Genomic DNA, 26,281 nt, shown 5'->3' on the forward strand with positions numbered 1-26,281 from the left:
ATAATGTCAGTTTGCTGACCATGCGTGGGATAATGTTGCCGGATCTGGTCTGAAGGCCATCTCCGGCAGGTAAAAATGTTAAACGATGCGGCAGGCGTCGGCTTCCCAGCGGTAACCGACGCCGTAAACGGCGCGGATAAATGACTGTTCGGCGTCGAGAGATTCCAGCTTGCGGCGCAGGTTTTTAATGTGGCTGTCGATGGTACGGTCGGTTACCACGCGGTAGTCGTCATAAAGATGGTTCAGCAACTGCTCGCGGGAGAACACTTTTCCTGGTTCATGAGAGAGCGTTTTCAGCAGACGAAATTCTGCAGGCGTCAGGTCAAGCATTTTACCGCGCCAGGAAGCCTGAAAACGACCTTCGTCGATAATCAACGGGCTTTCAGCATCCTGTTGCTGCAACTCGCGCTGCGGTTTGCAACGGCGCAAAATGGTTTTGACGCGCGCTACCACTTCCCGTGGGCTGTACGGCTTGCAGATATAATCATCTGCGCCAATCTCCAGTCCGAGCAGGCAGTCGATCTCTTCGATTTTTGCTGTCACCATCACGATCGGAATGTCAGAAAAACGACGAATCTCCCGACACAGCGTCAGGCCATCGGTGCCAGGGAGCATCAGATCCAACAGTATCAGATCCGGTGGTGTCTGGCGCACATATGGCAGTACCTGATCGCCGTGGCTAATCAACGTTGGCGCATAGCTCGCAGCACGCAGATAATCAATGAGCAACTGCCCCAGCTTCGGTTCATCTTCCACGATCAAAATACGCGGTGTGTTTTCGTCGATTGGTAACTCGGTCATACTTCTCTCTGTAAATCCCGTTCCAGCGGTAACTCTACTGTAATGCTAAGCCCGCCAAAAGGCGAATGGGCGGCAATAATGCGGCCGTTATGTGCTTCAACAATGTTCAGGCAAATCGCCAGCCCCAGCCCGGAACCACCGCTGGCGCGGTTGCGGGAACCTTCGGTGCGATAAAAACGTTCAAACAATTTTTGTAGCTGATCGTCACTGACACCCGGCGCACTGTCGGCAAAGGTCAGGCGCACCGTTTTGTCGTGCTGCTCGGCAGAGATTTTCAGGCTGCCGCCGCTGTCAGTGTAGCGCAGGCTATTTTCCAGTAAGTTATTGAACAACTGCATTAAACGATCGCGATCGCCAAATACGGTAATACTGTCTGGCAGGGAAAATTGCAATTTCAGGCCACGGCTGGCGAATCGTTCGCGAAATGCGCCTCCCGCCACTTCCAGCAGTGGGATCAAATCTACCGGTGCTTTTTGATAGGCGAGAGCGCCTTCATCAGACATAGACAATTGATGGAGATCGTCAACCAGTTTTGTCAGTGTACCGACTTCTGCCTGTAAAGAAGCCAGCGTCTCCGGCGTGAATTTACGCACACCATCCTGAATGGCTTCCAGTTCGCCGCGCAGTACTGCTAAAGGCGTGCGCAGTTCATGAGAAATATCGGCCATAAAATCGCGGCGCATCTGCTGGTTTTTCTCCAGTGTGCTGGCGAGTTGATTGAAATCCTCTGCCAGTCTGCCCAACTCATCTTCGCTGGTGGGGGCTACGCGAGTAGTGAAATCACCCGCTGCCAGTTTGTGCGTGCCATCCACCAGTCGTTTTACCGGAGCCAGCAAACCGCGCGCCAGTGGGAATGTCGCCAGCGCCGCTAATAAGGTAGATAAAGCCACAATCAGCCAACTGGTTTGCCGCTGTTGTCTGTCAAAATTGATATCAGTATTACGGGTCAGTCGTTCAACAGGGGAGGCGATCACCGCGCCAACTTCCGCACCATTGACCATAATGGGCCGCCGTGTGCCGTCGGGTGGAACCGGTGCTCGCGGGCCAACCAGCACTTTGTTGTTTTGATCAACCACCCAAAATTGTGTGCGCCAGCCGTGTGGCGGCATACCGGGGCCGGGCTTATCTTCGTTGTTATCATGCTCCAGTGAACGTAGGATCTGAAATACAAAGCGATCGTTATTACGCAGGAAGCGCCAGTTCCCGTGCTGGGCGTACTGCTCACCAAGCGCATCGCCGAGCATTTGCAGCCGTTGTTCATTACCATGCTTGATGTAATCGATAAAGCCGCGCTCAAAACTGATACGTACCGCCCAGTGCATCGTGATCAATAAGACAATGCAGGTAGCGAAAATCGCCAGAAACAGTTTGCCGGTAATACCGGGTCGCCAGAACTTCATTGCACGCTCCTTTTCCGCCGTGAAATAGCGACATTTTGATGCGTATCGCTCGGCACTCTGGCAAAGACAAACGCCGGAAGGGCGATGATAAACGCCATGCTAAGCCAGGTGTACATAAAGACGGTTTGTGTGGTGCCGCTGTCGACGCTGACATGCTGCGAACCAAAAAGTCCCAGCAACAGCCCGGCGATGGTGACGCCAATACTCATCGACAATTGCATAATCATCGACAGCAGACTGTTGCCGCTGCTCGCCAGGTTGTCCGGGAGATCTTTCAGCGTCAGGGTGTTCATGGAGGAGAAACGTGTCGAGTTGACCATTCCTTGTAAAAACAGGACGAACGGCAAAACGTAGTACCAGCCCAGCAGAGCGGTAGTCATAAACAACAGGGTGACCAGCGACAGGCCCAGCGTGGTCGCCACCAGTACCCGACGATAACCAAAGCGATTCACTACCTGTACCACAATTCTCTTCATTCCCATGCTGCCGAGTACCATCGGGATCATCATCAGTCCGGCATGAAACGGCGAGAAACCGAGGCCAATTTGCAGGAAAACCGGTGTCATAAAGGGCAACATGCCACTGCCAATACGTCCGGCAAAGCTCCCCGCCAGGCCCAGCGAAAAGGTACGAGTGCGGAACAGTTTCAGACTGAACAGGGCGCGGTTGTTATTTTGGGCGTGCAGCAGATAAAGCACCAGTGCTACCACGCCAACTGCGACCAGGCCAGCAATCGCCAGCGGCGAGAAACCTGTACCTTTACTGCCGTCCAGCGCCAGGGTTAATACCGCCATGCCAACCGCCAGCAACAGAAAGCCGGAGAGATCAAAGCGCCGCGTCTGCATGGTGTAGTTCGGCATTAACATCAGTGTGGCGATCGCCCCAATAATCCCCACCGGAATGTTGATCAAAAAGATCCAGTGCCACGATGCGTACTCCACCAGCAGACCGCCGAGCGCCGGGCCAAGCAGCGGCCCGACCTGACCGGGCAGCGTGACAAAGGTCATCGCCGCCATATATTGCTCGCGCGGTACGGTTTTCATCACCGTCAACCTACCGACCGGCACCATCATCGCACCGCCAACGCCCTGTAACGCGCGTGCCAGCAACAGTTCGTTCAGCGTGCCGGAAAGTGCGCAAAACAGTGAACCGAGAGTAAACAGCACGATGGCGGTAAAGAAAATATTGCGCACGCCGACTTTGTCCGCCAGCCAGCCGCTGGCGGGCAGCATCACCGCCACGGTCAGCACATAAGAGACAATGACCATGTGCATATGCAACGGACTTTCCCCGAGGCTTTGCGCCATTGAGGGAAGGGCGGTGTTTACGATGGTGGTGTCCAGCGACTGCATAAAGAAGCCGAAAGCCACAATCCACAATTGCCAGCGGGTGCTGTCGGGAAGATCTGTCATTTACTCGGTTACCGCTTGTTTAGGTTTACGCGAAAAACGCAGCCGCAGACGGTCGAAAAAGAGATACACCACCGGCGTGGTATACAGCGTCAGAAGCTGGCTCATGACCAGACCGCCGACAATGGTGATCCCCAATGGTTGCCGCAACTCCGAGCCGTCACCGCCCGACAATACCAGCGGCAGCGCACCAAACAGCGCCGCCAGGGTAGTCATCATAATCGGGCGAAAACGCAGCAGACAGGCCTGGAAAATAGCTTCCTGCGGCGTCAGGTTACCGTGCCGTTGGGCTTCAAGCGCAAAATCGACCATCATAATGGCGTTTTTCTTCACGATGCCGATTAATAACATGATCCCTATCAGCGCAATTAGGCTGAACGGGGCATTGAACAGCTCCAGCGCCAACAGCGCTCCGACGCCCGCCGAGGGTAGGGTGGAGAGAATCGTCAGTGGATGCACATAACTCTCGTAAAGGATACCCAGTACGATATATACCGTGGCGATGGCGGCGATAATCAGGATCACCTGTGAGTTCATCGTCTCCTGGAACACTTGCGCTGTTCCGGCAAAACTGCCGCGCACCGTCGAAGGCACACCAAGCTGGGTCATTGCGCGATCGATCGCCGCACTGGCGTCCGAGAGCGATTTCCCGGTCGGCAGGTTGAACGAAATGGTCGAGGCCGCCGATAATCCCTGATGATTCACCGACAGTGGAGCGTTCGCCGGTTGCCATTTAGCGAAATACGACAGCGGGATCGCTTTTCCTTCGTTATTGATAACGAACATTTTTTCCAGTGCACTGATGTCCTGGGTATAGCGCGGATCAACTTCCATCACCACTTTGTACTGGTTCATCGGCTGGTAAATGGTCGAGATTTGCCGCTGACCGAAGGCGTTATTTAACAGGCTGTTGGCGGCTTGCACGTCAATTCCCAATCGCGCCATAGTGTCGCGATCGTAAATAAGGTTCATCTCCGCGCCATTATCTTCCTGATCGGAGTTAACATCAGCCAGCTCTGGCAATGTCGCCAGTTTTTTGCGGATTTTTGGCTCCCATTCGCGCAGTGCCGCCAGATCGTCGGACAATAATGTGTACTGGTAGCTGGCGTTAGCCTGACGTCCGCCAACGCGAATATCCTGTACCGCCATCAGGAACAGATTCGCTCCCGGTTCTTTCGCCAGTTTTTTACGCAAGCGATCGATAATCTGTTGGGCCGTTTCGCTCCGCTCGCCGCGTGGTTTAAGGGTGATAAACATCATTCCACTGTTCACCCGTGAACCGCCGGTAAAGCCGGTGACATTATCCACCGCCGGATCGTCACGGATAATTTTCATGAAGTCCTGCAACTTACCGCGCATCGCCTGAAACGAAATACTCTGGTCAGCCTGTATCCCGCCCATCAGTACGCCGGTGTCCTGCTCCGGGAAGAAGGTTTTCGGGATCGAGATATACAGCCAGATATTCAGCGCAATGGTGCCAAGCAGCACCGCGCCCACCAGACGGGTATGATTGAGCACCCATTTTAGTGACTTGCCGTAGCCTTGTTGCAGAGCAACCAACATGCGACCAAAGCCACGCAGTCGCTTTTGCTCGCGCGGCTTGCTGGCTTTTAGCATCCAGCCGCACATCATCGGCGTTAACGTCAGGGAAACCAGCAGCGAAATACCAATGGCGACAGAAAGCGTCACGGCAAACTCGCGTAACAGGCGACCCGGCAATCCGCCCATCAACAGCAGCGGCAGGAACACCGCCACCAGTGACAGACTCATCGACAGCACCGTAAAGCCGACTTCGCGAGTACCTTGCAGCGCGGCCTGTAGCGGTTTCATCCCCGCTTCCAGATGACGGGCAATGTTTTCCAGCACCACGATGGCGTCATCCACCACAAAGCCAGTGGCGATGGTGAGCGCCATTAACGAAAGATTATTGAGACTGAAACCACACAGGTACATCGCCGCAAACGTACCAATCAGCGAAACCGGCACCGCAACGGCGGGAATAATGGTGGCGCGACCCGAACGCAGGAACAAAAACACCACCAGAATCACCAGCGCCACCGAGATAATCAGCGTCTGCTCAACCTCTTCCAGCGACGCGCGGATAGTAGGGGAGCGATCCTGGGCAATTTGCAGATCAATTGCTGCCGGGATGGTGGATTGTAATTCCGGCAGACGGGCGCGGATGCTGTCTACCGTCTGGATAATATTGGCTTCCGGCAGCTTGCGGATCATCAGCAAAATGGCCGGTTTGGCGTTGGTCATCCCGGCGTTACGTACATCTTGTACAGAGTCGGTCACCGTCGCCACATCGCCCAGACGAACCGCGCCGCCTTTGTTGTAATGAATAATCAGCGGCTGATATTCAGCGGCAGTTTTCAGTTCGTCATTGGTCTGGATCTGCCAGCGGTGGGTGCCATCTTCCAGTGCGCCCTGCGGTTTACGCACGTTGGCATTGCTGATGGCAGTGCGTACGTCGTCCAGCGAGACGCCCTGATTAAACAGCGCCTGCGGATTCAGCCCGACGCGTACGGCGGGCAGCGAGCTGCCGCCAACATCGACATCACCGACACCGTCGATTTGCGAAATCGTCGGAGCCAGCTGTGTCGAGGCGAAATCGTACAGTTCACCCTGCGAATAAGTATCGGATGTCAGCGTGAGGATCATAATTGGCACATCCGATGGGTTCGCTTTGCGATAGGTCGGACGGCTGGGCATCCCGCTGGGTAGCAGACTTTGCGCGGCGTTGATCGCCGCCTGCACATCGCGCGCTGCGCCGTTGATATCCCGGTCAAAATCAAACTGCAAAATAATGCGCGTGCTGCCGAGCGAACTGCTGGAGGTCATTTCGCTGACTCCGGCAATGCGCCCAAGTGAGCGCTCCAGCGGCGTGGCAACGGAAGACGCCATTGTTTCTGGTGACGCACCGGGCAGCGAGGCGCTGACCATGATCACCGGAAAATCGACCTGCGGCAGCGGGGCGACTGGCAGCATACGGAAACCCAGTATGCCGCACAGGGTAATGGCGACCGACAGTAAAATCGTCGCCACCGGGCGGTAAATGAAGAGGGCAAAAAACTTCACTTACGCCTCCTCTTCATGACGGGCAAAGCGGCTTTTGGTCCACAATGCCAGACGGTCGAACAGCAGATAAATCACCGGCGTGGTAAACAGCGTCAGCACCTGGCTGACAATCAGACCGCCGACCATGCCGATACCTAACGGACGACGCAGTTCCGCGCCGACCCCGGTACTCAACATCAGCGGCAGCGCACCAAGCAGAGCCGCCAGAGTGGTCATCAGGATCGGACGAAAACGCAACAGACAAGCCTGGTAAATAGCTTCGCGCGGCGACATGCCTTGCTCGCGCTCAGCAGCCAGCGCGAAGTCGATCATCATGATGGCGTTCTTCTTCACGATACCGATCAGCAAAATAATGCCGATAATGGCAATCACATCCAGTTCGCTACCGGCAATCATTAACGCCAGCAGCGCGCCGACCCCTGCGGTGGGTAGCGTCGAGAGAATGGTGATCGGGTGAATAAAGCTCTCGTACAGAATGCCGAGCACGATATACATCGCCACCACCGCCGCGACAATCAGCCAGACAGTGCTGCCCAGCGCCGACTGGAAGGCGAGGGTGCTGCCCTGGAACTGCGTGGTGATATCCACCGGCAGATTCAGCGTCTTCTCTGTGTCCATAATCGCCTGCACCGCATCGCCCAGCGAATAGTTATCCGGCACGTTAAAGGAGATAGTCGTTACCGGGAACTGATCCAGATGGTTGATGGAAAGCGGCGCAAAACGCTGCTCAATTTTGGCAATTGAGCTTAACGGCACCACGCCACCGTCGCTGCTGGTCAGGCGAATGGTATCCAGCGCCGCGAGGCCTGGGGTATTTTCGGTGTTGTGTTCCAGTACCACGCGATACTGGTTAGCCTGAGTATAAATAGTGGAAATCAGTCGCTGACCAAACGCGTTGTACAGGGCGTTATCGACATCCGCCATGCTGATCCCCAGGCGGCTGGCGCTGTCCCTGTCGACATTGACATACGCCACCAGCCCTTTGTCCTGCCAGTCGCTGGAGACATCAGAAAGCTGTGGCAGCTGCTGGAGTTTTTCCATCAACTGTGGCACCCAGGTACTGAGCGCATCCAGTGACGTGGCCTGCAAGGTAAACTGGTACTGGGTGCGGCTGACCTGAGTATCAATAGTCAGGTCCTGCGTTGGTTGCAGGAAGAGATCGACGCCCGGCACTTTATCCACCGCCGTTTGCAGACGGGCGATGACTTTTTGCACCCGGTCATCTCGTTCATCCAGTGGTTTGAGATTGATCTGTAAACGCGCACTGTTCAGCGACGGGTTAGTGCCATCAACGCCAACAAATGAGGTCAAACTTTGCACTGCCGGATCCTGCAAAATCACGTCCGCGACCTGGCGTTGCCGCTGGGCCATATTCGCAAAGGAGCTGGATTGCGGTGCCTGCAAAGTGCCCTGAATAATGCCGTTGTCCTGCACCGGGAAGAAACCTTTCGGAATGAATACCCACAGCAGCACGCTAAGCAGCAGCGTGCTGAGCGCCACGCTTAAGGTCAGCCACGGATGATTCAGCACTTTCGCCAGTCCACGACCATAGGCGGCGATTATCCTGTCGAACATTTTCTCCGAGGCACGGGAGAAGCGGTTCTGTTTACGCAGCGACTCCTGGCTGAGCATCCGCGCGCACATCATCGGTGTCAGGGTCAGCGACACCACCGCCGAGATCAAAATCGCGACTGCCAGGGTAATAGCAAATTCGCGGAACAGTCGCCCGACGATATCGCCCATAAACAGCAGGGGGATCAACACCGCAATCAGCGAGAAGGTCAGCGAGATAATGGTAAAGCCGATTTCACCCGCGCCTTTGAGCGCCGCCGCCAACGGTTTTTCGCCTTTTTCGATATAGCGGGAAATGTTCTCGATCACCACGATGGCGTCATCGACCACAAATCCGGTGGCGATGGTTAGTGCCATCAGCGTCAGGTTATTGATTGAAAAATCGAGAAACACCATGACCGCGAAGGTGCCGATTAACGACAGCGGCACTGCGACGCCGGGAATGATGGTCGCCGGAATATTGCGCAAAAACAGGTAGATAATCATGACTACCAGCGCGATAGCCATCATCAGCTCAAACTGGGTATCGTCGACCGATGCGCGGATATTGGTGGTACGGTCAGAAAGTACCGTCACCTTCACCGATTTCGGCAGACTCTCGGTGAGCTGTGGTAGCATCTGCCGGATGCTGTCGGCGGTGGAGATAATGTTAGCACCGGGCTGGCGCTGAACATTCATCACAATGGCCTGTTCTTTGTTCGCCCACGCGCCGAGCCAGCTGTTTTCTGCTCCTTGCTCTACAGTAGCGACATCGCCAAGACGAATTGGTGCGCCGTTCTGATAAGCGATAATCAACTGACGATACTCTTCTGCCGATTGCATCTGGTCGTTCGCGGAAAGCGTGACCGCGCGAGAAGGGCCGTCAAGGCTCCCTTTCGCTGAGTTAACGTTCGCGCCAGTAATAGCGGTGCGCACACTTTCGCTGGTCAGGCCGAGAGCGGCAATTGCCTGAGCGTTGAGTTTTACGCGTACCGCCGGACGCTGCCCGCCGGAAAGTGTGACCAGCCCTACGCCGGAAATCTGCGAGATTTTCTGCGCGACGCGGGTTTCCACCATATCTTCCACCTGCGTCATCGGCATGGCGGTTGAGGTGACAGCGAGCGTCATGATCGGTGGATCTGCCGGGTTCACTTTGCTGTAAACCGGCGGGTTAGGCAGATCGCTCGGTAGCAGGTTGGTCGCAGCGTTAATCGCGGCCTGCACTTCCTGCTCGGCGACATCCAGCGGCAATGTTAGCTGGAACTGTAAAGTGATAACTGACGCACCGCCGGAACTTTGCGACGACATCTGTTTCAGGCCAGACATCTGCCCGAACTGGCGTTCGAGCGGCGCGGTAACGGCAGAGGTCATGACATCCGGGCTCGCACCTGGATAAAGCGTGACCACCTGAATGGTTGGATAGTCCACTTCCGGCAGCGCCGAAACGGGCAGGGCGCGATAACCGATAATCCCGGCGAGTAAGATCGCCACCATCAGCAGCGTGGTGGCGACAGGACGCATAATAAACAGGCGCGACGGGCCGCCTGTGCTGCTCGGGGGTAACACCTGCATCAGGAGCGTGCTCCTTTTTTCGCGTATTCGCGGCTGGTGGCTTTCTCTTCCGGAGTAGTGGCGCTCTGGGCTTCCACCACTTCCACTTTCGCCCCTTCGGTCAGGCGATCAATGCCGTCCGTCACTACGCGGTCGCCCGCAGAAATACCTGCGCGGATCACCACTTTCTGACTGTCCTGAATGCCCGGTGTCACCAGATGTTTGCTGACTTTGTTTTCGCTATTCAGTACCCAGACAAAATGGCCTTCGTTGCCCATTTGCAGAGCGGCGGTGGGGATCACCACGGCGTTTTGTTCGGTGTCGACTAACATGCGCGCGTTAACAAACTGATTGGGAAACAGCGCATCATCCTGATTATTAAAGCGTGCTTTCACTTTAATCGTACCGGTAGTGGCATCGATTTGGTTATCAAGGCTTAACAGCGTGCCTTCACTTAACTTCTTCGAGTTGGTGCGATCCCAGGCTTCTACCACCAGCGGTTTTCCGGCTTTTTGTGCCTGTACAACGGTGGCGATATCGCTTTCCGGCAGAGTAAAGACCAGATCGATAGGATGTGTTTGGGTGATCACCACAATCCCGGTGGTGTCGCCACTGGAGATTTGGTTACCAACATCAACCTGCTTGAGACCAACGCGACCATCAACTGGTGCGGTGATACGGCTCCAGTCGAGTTGCAATTGCGCGCTGGCGACGCTTGCTTCATCAGCCTTAATGGTACCTTCGGTTTCACTGACCAGCGCTTGTTGGGCATCCAGTTCCTGACGAGATACGAGATTGGTTTTTGCCAGTTGTTGATAACGCGCCAGGTCACGGCGGGCGTTGGCGAGCGTGGCTTTATCTTTTGCCAGTTGGCCCTGGGCTTGTGCTAATGCAACTTTGAACTGGCTTGGGTCAATTTCTGCCAGTAAATCGCCTGCTTTGACCTGCTGGCCTTCCTGGAAATGTAACGCCATCAGTTGACCGTCCACGCGGCTGCGCACCGTAACAGTATTAGCGGCGGTAATGGTGCCAAGCCCGGTGAGGTAACGCGGAACAGCCTGTTCTACTGCGGTCGCCGCCTGAACCGGAGCTAATGGGCCGGCACGCATACCACGGCGACCACCCGCTGGCGATTGCTGCGCTTGTTTCGTCGCCCCTGGGGTTGCACTCTGGGAGTCATTGCGGCCTTGCCAGAACCAGAATGCGGCGATGGCGGCGATAACCACCACGATTACGATTACCCAACGGGATTTATAACTGCCTTTCATCGTTAAGAGTTTCTCTTCCTGAAACGTTTCGCGGAATGATACTAGTGTAGCCAGCCAATAAGGGAGAAAAATGGAGGAATTATGAAACACTGTCGGGAATCGTCTGAATGACGGGCACTTTTGCGAGCACGCATCCAGTAATAACACATGAAACTATTTTATCTACGCGTTAGCGATAGATTGCTTGCATGGCGAAAGGAGATAAGCCGACGATTTCAGCGGGACGCTGAAACGGGAAAGCCCCTCCCGAGGAAGGGGCCTTAAATAAGGAAAGGGTCATGATGAAGATACTCATCATCGTGGTGCTCTTAGTGATTAGCTACCCAGCATACTAAGACTACCAGGGCAGGGGAAACCCCGCTCTACCCTCACTCCTGAAAGTATGCCTTCACGGTCCAATTGTCAATCCGCAGACTTTGCAGTCTGCGATCCTGCCAGCAAATATTCTTTGCGAGTCGTTACGCAATAATCACACTTGAAACTATTTTATCCGCAAGTCAGCGATAGACTGCATACAGGGCGAAAGGAAGTAAGCCGAAGATTTCAGCGGGACGCTGAAACGGGAAAGCCCCTCCCGAGGAAGGGGCCTTAAATAAGGAAAGGGTCATGATGAAGCTACTCATCATCGTGGTGCTCTTAGTCATTAGCTGGCCAGCTTACTAAGACTACCAGGGCGGGGGAAACCCCGCTCTACCCTTACTCCTGAAATTATGTCACTCCGCCCTTAGTGTCAATCGACGGCTCTCCGTTCTTGCGAGGCGAATAGCAAAATTTTCTGCGCCGCCGGGCCTAATTCTGAAAGTTTCTTCGTTTGCTCTTATTTCATTATTGCAATCGGTATGATACCGGACCTCAATAATTCTCTAAGAAAGGATTTCTTATGAGCGAACAAATCACGTTTGCCACCAGCGATTTTGCCAGTAACCCGGAACCACGTTGCCCCTGCATTTTGCTGCTGGATGTTTCTGGTTCTATGAACGGTAGACCCATTAATGAACTTAACGCCGGATTGGTTACCTTTCGCGATGAGCTGCTTGCCGATTCGCTGGCCTTAAAAAGAGTGGAACTCGGCATTGTGACGTTCGGCCCGGTGCATGTGGAACAACCCTTTACCAGCGCCGCTAATTTTTTCCCGCCCATCCTGTTTGCCCAGGGCGATACACCAATGGGCGCTGCCATTACCAAAGCCCTGGATATGGTTGAGGAGCGGAAACGTGAATATCGTGCCAATGGTATTTCCTATTATCGTCCGTGGATTTTCCTGATCACCGATGGCGCACCAACCGATGAGTGGCAGGCTGCCGCCAACAAAGTGTTTCAGGGGGAAGAAGATAAGAAGTTTGCCTTCTTTACCATCGGTGTTCAGGGGGCGGATATGAAGACGCTGGCCCAAATCAGCGTCCGTCAGCCTTTGTCTCTGCAGGGATTACAATTCCGTGAACTGTTTAGCTGGTTATCCAGTTCGCTGCGTTCGGTTTCCCGCTCCACGCCGGGAACGGAAGTTGTGCTGGAAGCGCCAAAAGGCTGGACGTCAGTGTGAGCTGGCGACTGGTCTATGCATCAGCCGTTGGAACGTCGCATATTAGCGCTGATTTGCCTTGCCAGGATGCCTGCCAGATGCAGGTTGCCTGGCTAAATGACCAGCAGCCATTATTGTCGGTATTTGTCGCTGATGGCGCAGGCAGCGTCTCGCAGGGTGGCGAAGGTGCGATGCTCGCCGTCAATGAAGCGATGGCTTATATGTCGCAAAAATTGCAGGGCGGGGAATTGGGGCTTAATGATGTCCTCGCAACGGACATTGTGCTGACCATTCGTCAGCGACTTTTTGCCGAGGCGGAAGCCAAAGAATTAGCGGTTCGCGATTTTGCCTGCACGTTTTTGGGATTGATTTCATCAGCTAATGGCACCTTGATTATGCAGATTGGCGATGGCGGCGTGGTGGTAGATTTGGGGCACGGTTTGCAACTGCCGCTCACGCCGATGGTGGGTGAATATACCAATATGACGCACTTCATTACCGATGAAGATGCCGTTTCCAGACTGGAAACTTTCACCAGCACTGAGCGTGCGCACAAAGTTGCAGCATTTACGGATGGTATTCAGCGACTGGCGTTAAATATGCTGGATAATTCTCCGCATGTGCCTTTCTTTACCCCGTTTTTCAATGGACTGGCGTCAGCAACGCAGGAACAACTCGATTTATTACCTGAATTGTTAAAGCAGTTTTTGTCCAGCCCGGCGGTAAACGAGCGTACGGATGATGATAAAACGTTGGCACTGGCGCTGTGGTTACCATGAAACCCACTTTATATACTGCTACTGGTGAGTGCGTTACGCCAGGCCGTGAACTGGGCAAAGGCGGCGAAGGTGCGGTTTATGATATCGAGGAGTTTGTCGATAGCGTCGCCAAGATTTATCACACGCCGCCACCCGCCTTAAAACAGGACAAACTTGCCTTTATGGCTGCGACAGCTGACGCGCAGTTGTTGAATTATGTCGCCTGGCCGCAGGCAACGCTTCACGGTGGACGAGGCGGAAAAGTTATCGGTTTTATGATGCCAAAAGTTTCTGGTAAAGAACCGATTCATATGATCTATAGCCCGGCACATCGTCGCCAGAGTTACCCTCATTGTGCGTGGGATTTTCTACTCTATGTTGCGCGCAATATTGCTTCATCTTTTGCTACTGTTCATGAGCACGGGCACGTCGTGGGTGACGTAAACCAGAACAGCTTTATGGTAGGTCGCGACAGCAAAGTGGTGTTGATTGATAGCGACTCCTTTCAGATTAATGCCAATGGTACACTGCATTTATGCGAAGTCGGCGTGTCGCATTTTACGCCGCCAGAGCTGCAAACCATGCCATCATTTGTCGGCTTTGAACGCACAGAAAATCACGATAATTTTGGCCTTGCGTTGCTGATATTTCACATCTTGTTTGGTGGGCGGCATCCTTATTCCGGTGTACCGCTTATCTCTGATGCAGGTAATGCGCTGGAGACGGATATTGCCCATTTCCGTTATGCCTACGCCTCAGATAATCAGCGACGTGGTTTAAAACCGCCGCCACGATCGATTCCGCTGTCGATGTTACCGGGCGATGTTGAAGCCATGTTTCAGCAGGCATTCACGGAAAGTGGCGTGGCAACCGGGCGTCCGACGGCAAAAGCGTGGGTAGCGGCACTTGATTTACTACGCCAACAGTTAAAGAAATGTACCGTTTCGGCAATGCATGTTTACCCCGCTCATTTGACTGACTGCCCGTGGTGTGCGCTGGATAATCAAGGCGTTATCTATTTTATTGATCTCGGCGAAGAGGTCATTACCACCGGCGGTGATTTTGTGCTGGCGAGAGTCTGGGCGATGGTGATGGCATCAGTAGCACCGCCAGCATTGCAACTGCCATTACCCGATCATTTCCAACCGACTGGCAGGCCGCTTCCTTCAGGCCTGTTACGGCGCGAATACATCATTCTGATTGAGATCGCACTGTCAGCGTTATCGCTGTTGCTTTGCGGCCTTCAGGCAGAACCGCGTTATATTATTTTGATTCCTGTGCTGGCGGCTATCTGGATTATTGGCAGCCTGACAAGCAAAGCGTACAAAGCAGAAATCCAGCAACGCCGTGAGGCGTTTAATCGCGCGAAAATGGACTATGACCATTTAGTCAGCCAGATCCAGCAGTTGGGCGGGCTGGAAGGTTTTATCGCCAAACGGGCGATGCTCGAAAAAATGAAGGACGAAATTCTCGGGTTACCGGAAGAAGAGAAACGCGCTCTGGTAGCACTTCACGACACCGCAAGGGAACGGCAGAAGCAGAAGTTTCTGGAGGGATTTTTTATTGATGTTGCCTCTATTCCCGGCGTTGGCCCTGCGCGTAAAGCGGCGTTACGGTCCTTTGGTATTGAAACAGCAGCGGATGTTACCCGACGGAGCGTTAAGCAAGTAAAAGGTTTTGGTGATCATCTGACCCAGGCGGTTATCGACTGGAAAGCGAGCTGTGAACGCCGTTTTGTGTTCAGGCCGAACGAAGCGGTAACGCCTGCAGACAGACAAGCGGTAATGGCAAAAATAGCCGCCAAACGACATCGGCTGGAATCGGCGCTGACTGTCGGCGCGACAGAGTTGCAGCGATTCCGCCTTCATGCGCCAGCACGGACCATGCCGTTGATGGAACCGCTACGTCAGGCGGCAGAAAAACTGGCTCAGGCGCAGGCAGATTTAAGCCGTTGCTGAGCCATTTTTCAATTAACGAAACACCACTTCCGCCCAGCGTGCCAGCCCGGCGGTGACGGAGCCAAAGTCATCGCCGCCTGCAACCGGAATGCCCGGCAACTGTTCTGCCAGCGCTTTTTTAATCAGCGGCGAACGGGCGCTACCGCCGGTCAGGTAGATAACGTCCGGTTTTTCCTGGGCGTTATCCAGCGCCAGTTGCACCTGTTCCAGAATCCGCGCCAGTGGCTGGCTGAGGGCGCTTTCCAGCCCTTGCTGGCTAATCAGCGTAGCCAGTTCATCGCTGATAAACGGCAGTGAGGCGCGGGTTTCCGCTACACTTGAAAGGGCGATTTTGCTCTCTTCTGCGCTACGCACCAGGCGATAGCTTAAACGCTGACGCCAGACTTTCTGTAACAGGGCCACTTTTTCCGGTTCACGGGCATCGCGTACCAGATCGTTAAGCAGACGACCGTTAGCACTACTGTAGAAATCACTTTGCGCAGGAACGTCGTTGATCGCAACCGCATTCCACCACGGCAGAATCGGCAGGGCGATGCCTTTTTCGGTTTCGCCACCCATGCCCAGTAACGGCATCAGGTTCTTAAACGCCAGTGCGATATCCAGATCGTTACCACCAATACGGCAACCACTATGACCCAGCAGGCTGGCTTCACGATCGAGACGCGAACGCCATTGCGGCCCCATCAGCAGCAATGAACAGTCAGTCGTACCACCGCCGATATCCACTATCAGCACTCGTTTTTCTTCCTGCAAGGTGGCTTCGTAATCCAGCCCAGCCGCGACCGGCTCGTACTGGAATACCACATCCTTAAACCCGGCACGCTTCGCCGCGCGTTCCAGAATCCCTTGCGCCTGGGTGTTTGCTTCATCACCGCCCAGCCCCTGGAAGTTGATCGGGCGACCAATCACCGCCTGAGTAATTGCCTCCGGCAGCTGCGCCTGCGCCTGTTGGCGAATGTGCAACATCATTGCGCAGACCAGATCCTCAAACAGCGCTACCTGCTGCGGTTTTAAGCCGCTGGCACCGAGGAACGATTTTGGTGATTTCACAAACCACACTTCTTCTGGATCATCAATGTACTGTGCCAGTGAGGAAAGACCGAACTGCACGCTTTTCGCCGTAACATCGATATCTTCTTCGCGGTTATAACGAATCGCCCGACGCAACAGCGCCTGCGTTTCATCGTCGTCTGCCGGAACATCATGATGGCGGTACAGCCATTCGCTTACAGCTTCACGCGTTGGCGCGCAAAGCATTGAAGGCAGCAGCGTGCTGTCGTTTTCCATTTTTAGCAAATGCGGTTTACCGTCGCGCATGACCGCCACTGAACAGTTTGCTGTACCGTAATCAAAACCAATAAACACGAAATAATCCCCATGCCGGTGAAGAAGGGGCGTGACTTTAGCGAAATGTTGCCGTCGCGACAACCGGAATATGAAAGCAAAGCGTAACGTCTGAATAACGTTTATGCTGAAAGCGGATTAACAAGGAGATGCGATGTATACCCTGAACTGGCAGCCGCCGTATGACTGGTCGTGGATGTTGGGATTTCTCGCCGCCCGTGCGGTGAGCGGCGTGGAAACGGTCGCGGACAGTTATTATGCCCGTAGTCTGGCGGTAGGCGAATATCGCGGCGTGGTGACTGCTATTCCGGATATAGCCCGCCATACTCTGCACATAAATTTAAGTGCAGGTTTAGAACCTGTTGCCGCTGAGTGTCTGGCGAAAATGAGCCGCCTGTTTGATCTGCAATGTAACCCGCAGATTGTTAACGGTGCGTTGGGCAAGTTAGGCGCGGCGCGGCCAGGATTGCGTTTACCTGGTTGTGTTGACGCTGTTGAGCAGGGCGTGCGGGCGATTTTAGGCCAACTGGTGAGCGTGGCGATGGCGGCAAAATTGACCTCCAGAGTGGCACAGCTTTATGGCGAACGGCTGGATGATTTTCCGGATTATGTCTGCTTCCCCACGCCTCAGCGGCTGGCAGTAGCCGACCCGCAGGCATTAAAAGCGTTAGGTATGCCGTTGAAACGGGCAGAGGCGCTGATTCATCTGGCAAATTCGGCGCTGGAGGGCACCTTACCAATGACAATACCGGGCGACGTAGAACAAGCGATGAAAACGCTGCAAACCTTTCCGGGTATCGGACGCTGGACGGCAAATTATTTTGCTTTGCGTGGCTGGCAGGCGAAAGATGTTTTTCTGCCGGATGATTATCTGATTAAACAGCGATTTCCGGGAATGACACTGGCACAAATCCGCCGTTATGCCGAACGCTGGAAGCCCTGGCGTTCTTATGCGCTGTTGCATATCTGGTATACGGAAGGCTGGCAACCAGACGAAGCATGACGTTGGTCGCCGGATGCGGTGCGAGCGCCTTATCCGGCCTGGGGAATGAGCGATTTGTAGGCCTGATAAGACGCGTTAGCGTCGCATCAGGCAATGGGCAAACGCTCCCTTAGTTAATCGCGAAATAACTTCTATTCACCAGCAAATCCAGCGGTTGGGCATTGGCAATCACATCACCATAAATCAGATCGACGCCGATGCCCGAAAGCGTATCCATCACTAAGGGTAAAACGACTGGCCCGGCGATGGTTTTCATCCCGAGTCGCTGAGCGTGCCCCTGAATAATCGTAATCAGCATCTCATCCATCAAATTACCCTGCACGTTGGCGCATAACTCACCATCAAGTAGCAGGTAATCTGCCATATTTGCTTTCAGCGAGTTGAAGATTTGCAGATCGCGGCCTACCTGACTGAATACGATCCGACATCCCGCCAGCCGCAGTTTTTGCACGCTTTCTGCGTGATCGAAAATCGCTTCTGCCGGAATAATCAGATGTAATAACCGTGCTGGTAGAGGGCTATTTTCCAGCTGCTCAAGCAGTTCATTCACCAGCGTGGCGCTACTCAAACCAGCAACGGAAAGGGGAAGGGCGATGCTTAAGCCTTTACTGGCAACCGCTTTTGCGGCCTGCTGGAAAAAATCGTGGCATACCCGTTGGTCAAGAGCATGGCTAAGTGCCGGATCGCTGAAGCTACGACGAAATGTTTGTTCATCAATAATCTCGCTTTCGCAACTCCAGAGCTTAAGTGAAATCAGCCACAAATTACTTGCTTCCGGGAGCCGTGGCGAAGCGATGCCGTGGGCGATCATCATCAACTGATTCTCTTTAATCATCCGCCACTGTTCATCAAGCGATATCGCTGCCCGTTCGCTATGTGCGGCAGCTTGCTGCGGTTCGTAAATCGTCACCCGGCCCCGGCCACCATTTTTGGAGGCATAACAGGCGATATCAGCCTGCGACATCACTTCAGCTGCCTGATGATTGTTGTCATCAATCAAGGTAATCCCGGCACTGGCACCTACCCGATGCACACGTCCTTCCCATATAAAGTGATAGTCATTCACGGCACTGATAATGCGTGTAGCGATAAAACGAGCGCTTTCAACATTGCAGTCTGGCAGTAGCAGACCAAATTCATCACCACCGAGCCGCGCCAGCACGTCGCTGGAGCGCAGCATACTCAGCATCAACGACGCCAGTTCGCGCAGTAAAGCGTCGCCCGCCGCATGCCCGGCGCTGTCATTCACCGCTTTAAAGCGATCAAGATCGATAAACACCAGGGCATGTCGCTGATGCGTACTGTTTACCGTTTGCAGCAGGATACGCAGTTGCTTCTCAAAACTGGCGCGATTGGCGAGATGCGTCAGTGCATCATGGGAGGCGCTGTAGCTCAGCTGGCGCAGCATTTTGCGTGATTCGGTAACGTCCTGAATCACCAGTACCGAGCCTATATTGCTGCCGTCCAGAGTACTTAACGGCGTAATACTGTAATGCACGTCGTAACTGCCGCCGCTCCGGCAGTGCAATACCACATCTTGTTCGATCGCGGAACGTGAGGTGTCAGCACTGTAAATGTTCTCCATTAATGGTCCGTTGTCGCCAAAAGTAATATGCAACACCGTCAGGAGCGGAACACCTAACGCTTCTTCCTGCGTCCAGCCGCTCATCTTCTCCGCCACTGGATTCATAAAGGTAATTTTCATTGCCATATCAATACAGACCACGGCTTCGCCGATGGAGTCCAGCGTAATGTGCAGGCGCTCTTTTTCCTGAAACAATGCCTCGTTAAGCTGTTTAACCTCCGTCATATCCATATTAATGCCGAGCAGGCGTTCAACTTCGCCTTCTTTATTCAGTACCCGGTTGGCGAGGGCGCGGATATGGCGGATGCCATCTTTCACGGCAATGCGAAATTCCAGTTTAAAGGGCGAGCGTGATTGCAACGAATCACGAATCACTTTTTCGGCGTGCTGGCGATCTTCCGGCAGCACGCACTCGTACCACACCTGCCAGTTCGGTTTGATATGCGGAGGAATTTCATACAGCTCGAACATCCGCTTATCCCAACTAAAAATATTCGGCTTCAGCTCCCACTCCCAGATGCCAATCCCGCCCGCTTCGTTGGCCAGCGTGATGCGCTCCATCAGTTGTTGATTGACCTGTTCGGTGCGTTTTAGCTCGTTAATGTCTTCAATCTGAGCGATAAAATAGAGCGGCGTGCCATCCGTGTGGCGCACCAGTGAGACGGCAAGCAACGCCCAGACAACATCGCCATTGCGGTTGTAGTAACGTTTTTCCATTGAATAGGTGTTTATTTCACCGCTTATCAGCTTTTCAACCTGTTGGAGATCTTTATTGAGATCCTCCGGCCAGGTCAGTTGCTGAAAGGTGAGTCCGCGCAGCTCTTCCTGACTGTAACCGAGAAACTGGCAGAGCGCTTTGTTGGATTGCAGCCATTGTCCCTCGGTGCCCACTAATGCCATGCCGATGGCGGAATATTCCATGGCGTTCCGAAAGCGGGTTTCGCTTTCGGAAATGTGTTTGCGTTCCGCACGAAAGGCATACATCACCATCGTCATGATGTTGGCGGGCAGCAGGATCAGCAAAAACGGTAGCCACGGCATATGGCTCATCAGGTACGTACGCGGCGTAGCAAGCAGGGAGGGATCCGCGGCCATCATCAGCGACACCATCATCACCGTGGTAAGGAAGATCAAAAAGGCTTCCATTCGTGGCAGGCGCACGGCGCTCCACATCAACAGCACAATAATGAAAGTAAAAGGCCACGGCAGATACAGCATCGAAAGCCAGCTTAACGTCAGCGTGATGGCTAACGTGAGCAGCGACTCAAAAAGCAACCTTGGGTTGCGATGGCGCAGTAGATAGTGTGGTTTAAATAACAATCCCAGCGGCACCAGTGCCAGAGCGCCGATGGATTCTGACAGTACCCATATCAAAAATGCCCTGAGAGGATCGTCTCCGGGCGTCAGCAGGACAACCAGAACACCCCCCAACAGAGGCGGAATAATGGCGCTGCCGAGTGCCAGACGCAGCCAGTCAGCCAGATTTTGCAAGGGGTTATACCACGGCAGCAATTTACGTAGCAGCACTGCCCCGACCACGGCTTCAACAATATTGATGGTCGTCCAGGTCATGTTCAGCGAGCTGGTGGAAAAAAGCAGGATGGATGCGGCGATATTTCCCAGCGAGCAGCTCAGCGCAATTCCCGGCCACATGCGCCCGGCATGGCGATAAAACGCCACCATCATGATGGACGTCGGGAACCACAGTGGGGCGAGTTGGGTGCCAAACTGCGAAAGCTCAAGTGAGAAAAGGGTGAAGATAAACGAGACTAAACCTAAACTGACCAGGTGAAGCAGCGGGTGGGGCAGGGCAATTAATACATGCTGTGATTGTTTGCTCATTACCGCTTTATCCGCAAGGCCAGGTCGCCAGTATTCGTTTCTGTGTTTATGCTAGTACAAAAGTTTTACATTTTATATGCGAATTGCTCATAAAGTGACGTAAAGGCGGATAATTTGCGCAACTGCGTATAACATTTTTTACCTTGTATAAAACTGATCAACGTAATTTGCCACCGGGAATTCTTCGTCAACAATTAACTCTGAGCGCGCGGCAACGCTATTCGACTGGTATCAGGCGGATGAAATCCCTATAATTGCCGCGTTTGGCGCTTCGTCGCCCCCTTCCTAACATCCAGGTTAATCAGGTCGCTAAATATATGACTGATCAGTCTCATCAGTGCGTCATTATCGGTATCGCTGGCGCATCGGCTTCCGGCAAGAGTCTTATTGCCAGTACCCTTTATCGTGAATTACGTGAGCAAGTCGGTGATGAACACATCGGCGTAATTCCCGAAGACTGCTATTACAAAGATCAAAGCCATCTGTCGATGGAAGAACGCGTTAAGACCAACTACGACCATCCCAGCGCGATGGATCACAGCCTGTTGCTTGAGCATTTACAAGCGTTGAAACGCGGCTCGGCAATTGACCTGCCGGTTTACAGCTATGTTGAACATACGCGTATGAAAGAAACGGTGACGGTTGAGCCGAAGAAGGTCATCATTCTCGAAGGCATTTTGTTGCTGACGGATGCGCGTTTACGTGACGAACTTAACTTCTCCATTTTCGTTGATACCCCGCTGGATATCTGCCTGATGCGCCGCATCAAGCGTGACGTTAACGAGCGTGGGCGTTCAATGGATTCAGTGATGGCGCAATATCAAAAAACCGTGCGCCCGATGTTCCTGCAATTCATTGAGCCTTCTAAACAATATGCGGACATTATCGTGCCGCGCGGCGGGAAAAACCGCATCGCGATCGATATATTGAAAGCGAAAATAAGTCAGTTCTTTGAATAAGCTTGATAAATTGTGTACCGTTCAGTGATAACCTGGTATGCCCTTGACGTAATTGGCGTTAAGGGAGTGATGCTCGAAAGGAGAAAATGCCATGCGTCTGTGTGACCGAGATATTGAAGCCTGGCTTGATGAAGGCCGTTTGTCGATCAACCCACGTCCGCCAGTGGAGCGTATTAACGGCGCGACGGTGGATGTGCGCCTGGGCAATAAATTTCGTACCTTCCGTGGTCACACGGCAGCGTTTATCGATCTGAGCGGTCCCAAAGATGAAGTGAGCGCCGCGCTTGACCGCGTGATGAGCGATGAGATCGTTCTCGATGAAAGCGAGGCGTTCTATCTTCACCCAGGAGAGCTGGCGCTGGCGGTGACGCTGGAGTCGGTGACGCTGCCAGCCGATCTGGTGGGATGGCTGGACGGGCGTTCCTCACTGGCGCGTCTGGGGCTGATGGTGCACGTCACCGCGCACCGTATCGATCCGGGCTGGTCTGGCTGCATTGTGCTGGAGTTCTACAACTCCGGTAAGCTGCCGCTGGCGCTGCGTTCGGGCATGTTAATTGGTGCGCTGAGCTTTGAGCCGCTTTCCGGCCCGGCGGCGCGACCTTACAACCGCCGTGAAGATGCGAAATATCGCAACCAGCAGGGCGCGGTAGCCAGCCGAATCGATAAAGACTAATTCAGGCCCATTGAGGATACCATGAGACGATTTCTGACGACGCTGATGATACTCCTGGTCGTGCTGGTGGCCGGGTTATCTGCGTTAGTGTTGCTGGTGAATCCGAATGATTTCCGCGACTATATGGTCAAGCAAGTTGCTGCACGTAGCGGTTATCAATTGCAGCTCGACGGGCCACTGCGTTGGCACGTCTGGCCGCAGCTTAGTATCCTCTCCGGGCGAATGTCTCTCACCGCCCAGGGCGCGAGCCAGCCACTGGTTCGAGCAGACAACATGCGTCTGGACGTGGCGCTTTTACCACTACTGAGCCATCAACTGAGCGTTAAGCAGGTGATGCTAAAAGGGGCAGTGATCCAACTGACGCCGCAGACGGAAGCGGTGCGCAGTGAAGACGCTCCGGTTGCACCGCGCGACAATACCTTGCCGGATCTGTCAGACGATCGCGGATGGTCGTTTGATATATCCAGTCTTAAGGTGGCGGACAGCGTTCTGGTGTTCCAGCATGAAGATGACGAGCAGGTGACAATCCGCAATATCCGCCTGCAAATGGAACAAGATCCCCAACATCGTGGCTCATTTGAGTTTTCCGGGCGGGTTAATCGCGATCAGCGCGATCTCACGATATCCCTTAACGGTACGGTGGATGCTTCTGATTATCCGCATGATTTAATGGCGGCTATTGAACAAATTAACTGGCAGTTGCAGGGTGCCGATTTACCAAAACAAGGTATTCAAGGGCAGGGGAGTTTCCAGGTCCAGTGGCAGGAGTCACATAAACGCCTTTCATTTAACCAAATTAGTTTGACCGCCAATGACAGTACGCTGAGCGGGCAAGCACAGGTCACGTTGACAGAGAAACCGGAATGGCAGCTGAGACTGCAATTCCCGCAACTGAATCTTGACAACCTCATCCCCCTTAATGAAACAGCGAATGGTGAGAACGGTGCCGCGCAGCAAGGGCAGAGCCAATCAACGTTGCCGCGCCCGGTCATTTCTTCGCGTATTGATGAACCGGCCTATCAGGGACTGCAAGGCTTTACGGCTGATATTTTGTTGCAGGCCAGTAACGTGCGCTGGCGCGGAATGAATTTTACAGATGTTGCCACGCAAATGACCAACAAGTCGGGTTTGCTGGAAATTACTCAACTGCAGGGCAAACTTAACGGTGGACAGGTTTCACTGCCGGGCACGTTGGACGCGACATCAATAAATCCGCGGATAAACTTCCAGCCACGGCTGGAAAACGTTGAGATTGGTACCATTCTGAAGGCGTTTAACTATCCGATTTCGTTGACCGGAAAGATGTCACTGGCTGGTGATTTCTCCGGTGCTGACATAGATGCCGACGCATTCCGCCATAACTGGCAAGGACAGGCACATGTCGAAATGACCGACACGCGCATGGAAGGGATGAACTTCCAGCAGATGATTCAGCAAGCGGTAGAACGTAATGGTGGTGATGTGAAGGCCGCTGAAAACTTCGATAACGTAACGCGTCTTGACCGCTTTACCACCGATTTGACGTTGAAGGATGGCGTCGTGACGTTAAACGACATGCAAGGTCAATCGCCTGTGCTGGCGCTGACAGGGGAAGGCATGTTGAATCTGGCGGAGCAAACCTGTGACACCCAGTTTGATATTCGGGTCGTGGGTGGCTGGAACGGGGAAAGCAAACTGATTGATTTCCTGAAAGAAACGCCAGTACCGCTGCGGGTTTATGGCAACTGGCAGCAACTTAATTACAGCCTGCAAGTGGATCAGTTACTGCGTAAACATCTACAGGATGAAGCAAAACGCCGTCTTAACGACTGGGCCGAGCGGAATAAAGATTCCCGCAATGGCAAAGATGTGAAGAAGTTGCTGGAGAAGATGTAGGTTACCAGGTGACCTGTCCTGTAGGCCTGATAAGACGCGTAAAGCGTCGCATCAGGCCTACATGCCATCACACCTCGTACTCCATCTCGCCATCCTTATGCAGCGGAATAATCTGTACCTTCTGCACGCGATGGCTTTCCACCTGCAACGTTTTAAGCAAATAATCCCCCACCTGAACTTCTTCGCCAGGTTTTGGAATACGCTGCAAATATTCCATCAATAGCCCGGCAATGGTGTGATATTCACGTTTTTCATCCAGCGGCAGCGGCACATATTGCACCAGATCTTCCAGCGGCATATGGCCATTCGCCGTCCAGGAACCGTCCGCATTCTTCTGAATATCATGGCGGGCGTCGATCTCTTCCACTTCGTTCGGTAAGTTACCGGCAATGGTTTCAGTGACGTCACTTAATGTCACAATCCCTTCCACCGAGCCAAACTCATCCACCACAAAAGCAAAGTGTGTGCGGGCATTACGGAACTGCTCCAGGGCAGGTAACAACGGCAAGGTTTCCGGGAACACCAGCGGCTGACGAATCAACACCCGCAGGTTGAGCGGTTCGCCGCGCAGTGACTGTTGTAACAGGTCGATAACGTGAACAACACCGAGCAAATCTTCTGCGTCATCGCCATCAGTAACAACAAGCCGCGTATGCTGATTTCGCTCCAGTAACTGGCGGATCTCGTCTTCCGGCGCGTTGAGATCGATATGCTCAATATCGTGGCGCGATGTCATAATGCTGCTGACGGTACGCTGGTTAAGATTAAGTACCCGCTCAATCATCCGCCGTTCCTGCGGATTAAAGATCTGCTGGTTACCATGATCCACCAGCATGGACGCGGTTTCGGCGTCCAGTTCCGCATCTTCTTTTTGCCCGCTAAGCAGGCGCATTACCGCTTCGGTAGTCCGCTGGCGCAGTGTCTGGTTAGCGGAAAGAAAACGTCGTCGGTTAAAGATAGCCAACTGATTGAGTGCCTCGATCATCACCGAGAAACCAATGGCAGCGTACAGGTAGCCTTTCGGAATGACGAAGCCGAAACCTTCCGCCACCAGGCTAAAGCCAATCATCAACAGGAAGCTTAAGCAGAGAATAACGATCGTCGGGTGACTGTTAACGAACTGGGTTAACGGCTTGCTGGCCATCAACATCAGGCTGATAGCGATAACCACGGCGGCCATCATGACCAGTAAATGGTCGACCATCCCGACGGCGGTAATCACCGAGTCGAGTGAGAAGATGGCGTCCAGTACCACAATTTGTGTCACCACCCCCCAGAACTTCGCACCTTTGCGTTGGGTGGGGTTATTGCTGTCTTTCCCTTCCAGCCGTTCGTTCAGCTCCATCGTGGCTTTGAACAACAGGAAGAAACCACCAAACAGCATGATTAAATCGCGGGCGCTAAAGGTAAACGAGCGGAAGCTGAACAGCGGTTGAGTCAGGGTGACCAGCCAGGAGATTGACGCCAGCAGTAACAGGCGCATTAACATCGCCAGCAGGAGCCCGGTAACCCGTGCGCGGTCGCGCTGCTTAGGCGGTAGTTTTTCGGCGAGGATGGCAATAAAGACCAGGTTATCAATGCCGAGGACCAGTTCGATCACAATCAGCGTGATTAACCCAGCCCAGATAGACGGATCGGCAATCCATTCCATAGTAAGTACAAAACCTATTCGTTGTATGACAAATGTCACAATTCGATCATGGA

At 53.6% G+C, this 26,281-nt stretch carries 18 protein-coding genes; 9 read left to right on the forward strand and 9 right to left on the reverse strand.

What is annotated here, in order from left to right:
- Positions 1-78 precede the first annotated feature (78 nt).
- From baeR to mdtA, 6 genes are read right to left on the reverse strand one after another with little or no spacing between them, the layout of a single operon-like run.
- Entirely contained in the window at positions 79-801 is a 723-nt protein-coding gene (gene baeR / locus C4F37_RS04155) for a two-component system response regulator BaeR (RefSeq protein ID WP_001538945.1), read from the reverse strand.
- Complete coding sequence (gene baeS, locus C4F37_RS04160) at positions 798-2,201, reverse strand: two-component system sensor histidine kinase BaeS (protein WP_000675178.1); 1,404 nt, start codon at positions 2,199-2,201, stop codon at positions 798-800. Before baeS ends, baeR begins: the two co-directional genes overlap by 4 nt.
- Entirely contained in the window at positions 2,198-3,613 is a 1,416-nt protein-coding gene (locus C4F37_RS04165; RefSeq protein WP_001538943.1) for an MFS transporter, read from the reverse strand. Before C4F37_RS04165 ends, baeS begins: the two co-directional genes overlap by 4 nt.
- The gene (mdtC, locus tag C4F37_RS04170) at positions 3,614-6,691 is read right to left on the reverse strand and encodes a multidrug efflux RND transporter permease subunit MdtC (protein WP_001773995.1); all 3,078 of its coding nucleotides are present in this window, start codon (positions 6,689-6,691) and stop codon (positions 3,614-3,616) included.
- Positions 6,692-9,814: a multidrug efflux RND transporter permease subunit MdtB gene (gene mdtB, locus C4F37_RS04175; RefSeq protein WP_001197836.1), complete on the reverse strand. Its 3,123-nt coding sequence runs from the start codon at positions 9,812-9,814 to the stop codon at positions 6,692-6,694.
- Positions 9,814-11,061 (reverse strand): multidrug efflux RND transporter subunit MdtA, encoded by a 1,248-nt coding sequence (gene mdtA, locus C4F37_RS04180; RefSeq protein ID WP_000678976.1) that lies wholly within the window; start codon positions 11,059-11,061, stop codon positions 9,814-9,816. Before mdtA ends, mdtB begins: the two co-directional genes overlap by 1 nt.
- A 278-nt stretch (positions 11,062-11,339) precedes the next feature.
- Between mdtA and C4F37_RS04185 the strand changes: the two genes are divergently transcribed.
- From C4F37_RS04185 to yegI, 5 genes are all read left to right on the forward strand, one after another.
- On the forward strand, positions 11,340-11,396 hold the full coding sequence (locus tag C4F37_RS04185; protein WP_012767742.1) for a type I toxin-antitoxin system Ibs family toxin: 57 nt from the start codon (positions 11,340-11,342) through the stop codon (positions 11,394-11,396).
- Positions 11,397-11,667: 271 nt separating this feature from the next.
- A complete protein-coding gene (locus C4F37_RS04190; protein WP_100249772.1) occupies positions 11,668-11,724 on the forward strand; it encodes a type I toxin-antitoxin system Ibs family toxin in 57 nt (18 codons plus the stop codon).
- Between the two features lie 217 nt (positions 11,725-11,941).
- Complete coding sequence (locus tag C4F37_RS04195; protein WP_000003163.1) at positions 11,942-12,601, forward strand: vWA domain-containing protein; 660 nt, start codon at positions 11,942-11,944, stop codon at positions 12,599-12,601.
- Entirely contained in the window at positions 12,598-13,359 is a 762-nt protein-coding gene (gene pphC / locus C4F37_RS04200; protein ID WP_032139937.1) for a protein-serine/threonine phosphatase PphC, read from the forward strand. The genes C4F37_RS04195 and pphC overlap by 4 nt, the downstream gene beginning before the upstream one ends.
- The gene (yegI, locus tag C4F37_RS04205; RefSeq protein ID WP_001538939.1) at positions 13,356-15,296 is read left to right on the forward strand and encodes a protein kinase YegI; all 1,941 of its coding nucleotides are present in this window, start codon (positions 13,356-13,358) and stop codon (positions 15,294-15,296) included. Before pphC ends, yegI begins: the two co-directional genes overlap by 4 nt.
- A 12-nt stretch (positions 15,297-15,308) precedes the next feature.
- On the opposite strand, the gene yegD is transcribed toward yegI, so the two are convergent.
- Complete coding sequence (gene yegD, locus C4F37_RS04210) at positions 15,309-16,661, reverse strand: molecular chaperone (protein ID WP_001538937.1); 1,353 nt, start codon at positions 16,659-16,661, stop codon at positions 15,309-15,311.
- A 133-nt stretch (positions 16,662-16,794) separates the two neighbouring features.
- Between yegD and alkA the strand changes: the two genes are divergently transcribed.
- Positions 16,795-17,643 (forward strand): DNA-3-methyladenine glycosylase 2, encoded by an 849-nt coding sequence (gene alkA, locus C4F37_RS04215; protein WP_001538936.1) that lies wholly within the window; start codon positions 16,795-16,797, stop codon positions 17,641-17,643.
- Between the two features lie 109 nt (positions 17,644-17,752).
- Here the strand turns inward: alkA and C4F37_RS04220 are convergent, their stop codons facing one another.
- Positions 17,753-21,070, reverse strand: a complete 3,318-nt coding sequence (locus C4F37_RS04220; RefSeq protein ID WP_000043712.1) for a diguanylate cyclase — start codon at positions 21,068-21,070, stop codon at positions 17,753-17,755.
- Positions 21,071-21,387: 317 nt separating this feature from the next.
- On the opposite strand from C4F37_RS04220, the gene udk reads away from it, so the two are divergent.
- From udk to asmA, 3 genes are all read left to right on the forward strand, one after another.
- Positions 21,388-22,029 carry a uridine kinase gene (udk, locus tag C4F37_RS04225; protein ID WP_001295424.1) on the forward strand — a complete coding sequence of 214 codons (642 nt, stop codon included), beginning with the start codon at positions 21,388-21,390 and terminating at the stop codon, positions 22,027-22,029.
- Between the two features lie 91 nt (positions 22,030-22,120).
- A complete protein-coding gene (gene dcd, locus C4F37_RS04230) occupies positions 22,121-22,702 on the forward strand; it encodes a dCTP deaminase (protein WP_001773994.1) in 582 nt (193 codons plus the stop codon).
- Positions 22,703-22,723: 21 nt separating this feature from the next.
- Positions 22,724-24,577 (forward strand): outer membrane assembly protein AsmA, encoded by a 1,854-nt coding sequence (gene asmA, locus C4F37_RS04235; RefSeq protein WP_001538933.1) that lies wholly within the window; start codon positions 22,724-22,726, stop codon positions 24,575-24,577.
- 67 nt (positions 24,578-24,644) lie between these two features.
- Here the strand turns inward: asmA and C4F37_RS04240 are convergent, their stop codons facing one another.
- Complete coding sequence (locus tag C4F37_RS04240) at positions 24,645-26,228, reverse strand: TerC family protein (RefSeq protein ID WP_000454700.1); 1,584 nt, start codon at positions 26,226-26,228, stop codon at positions 24,645-24,647.
- Positions 26,229-26,281 lie beyond the last annotated feature (53 nt).

This window comes from Escherichia sp. R1, from assembly GCF_003000935.1.
Lineage (GTDB): Bacteria > Pseudomonadota > Gammaproteobacteria > Enterobacterales > Enterobacteriaceae > Escherichia > Escherichia coli.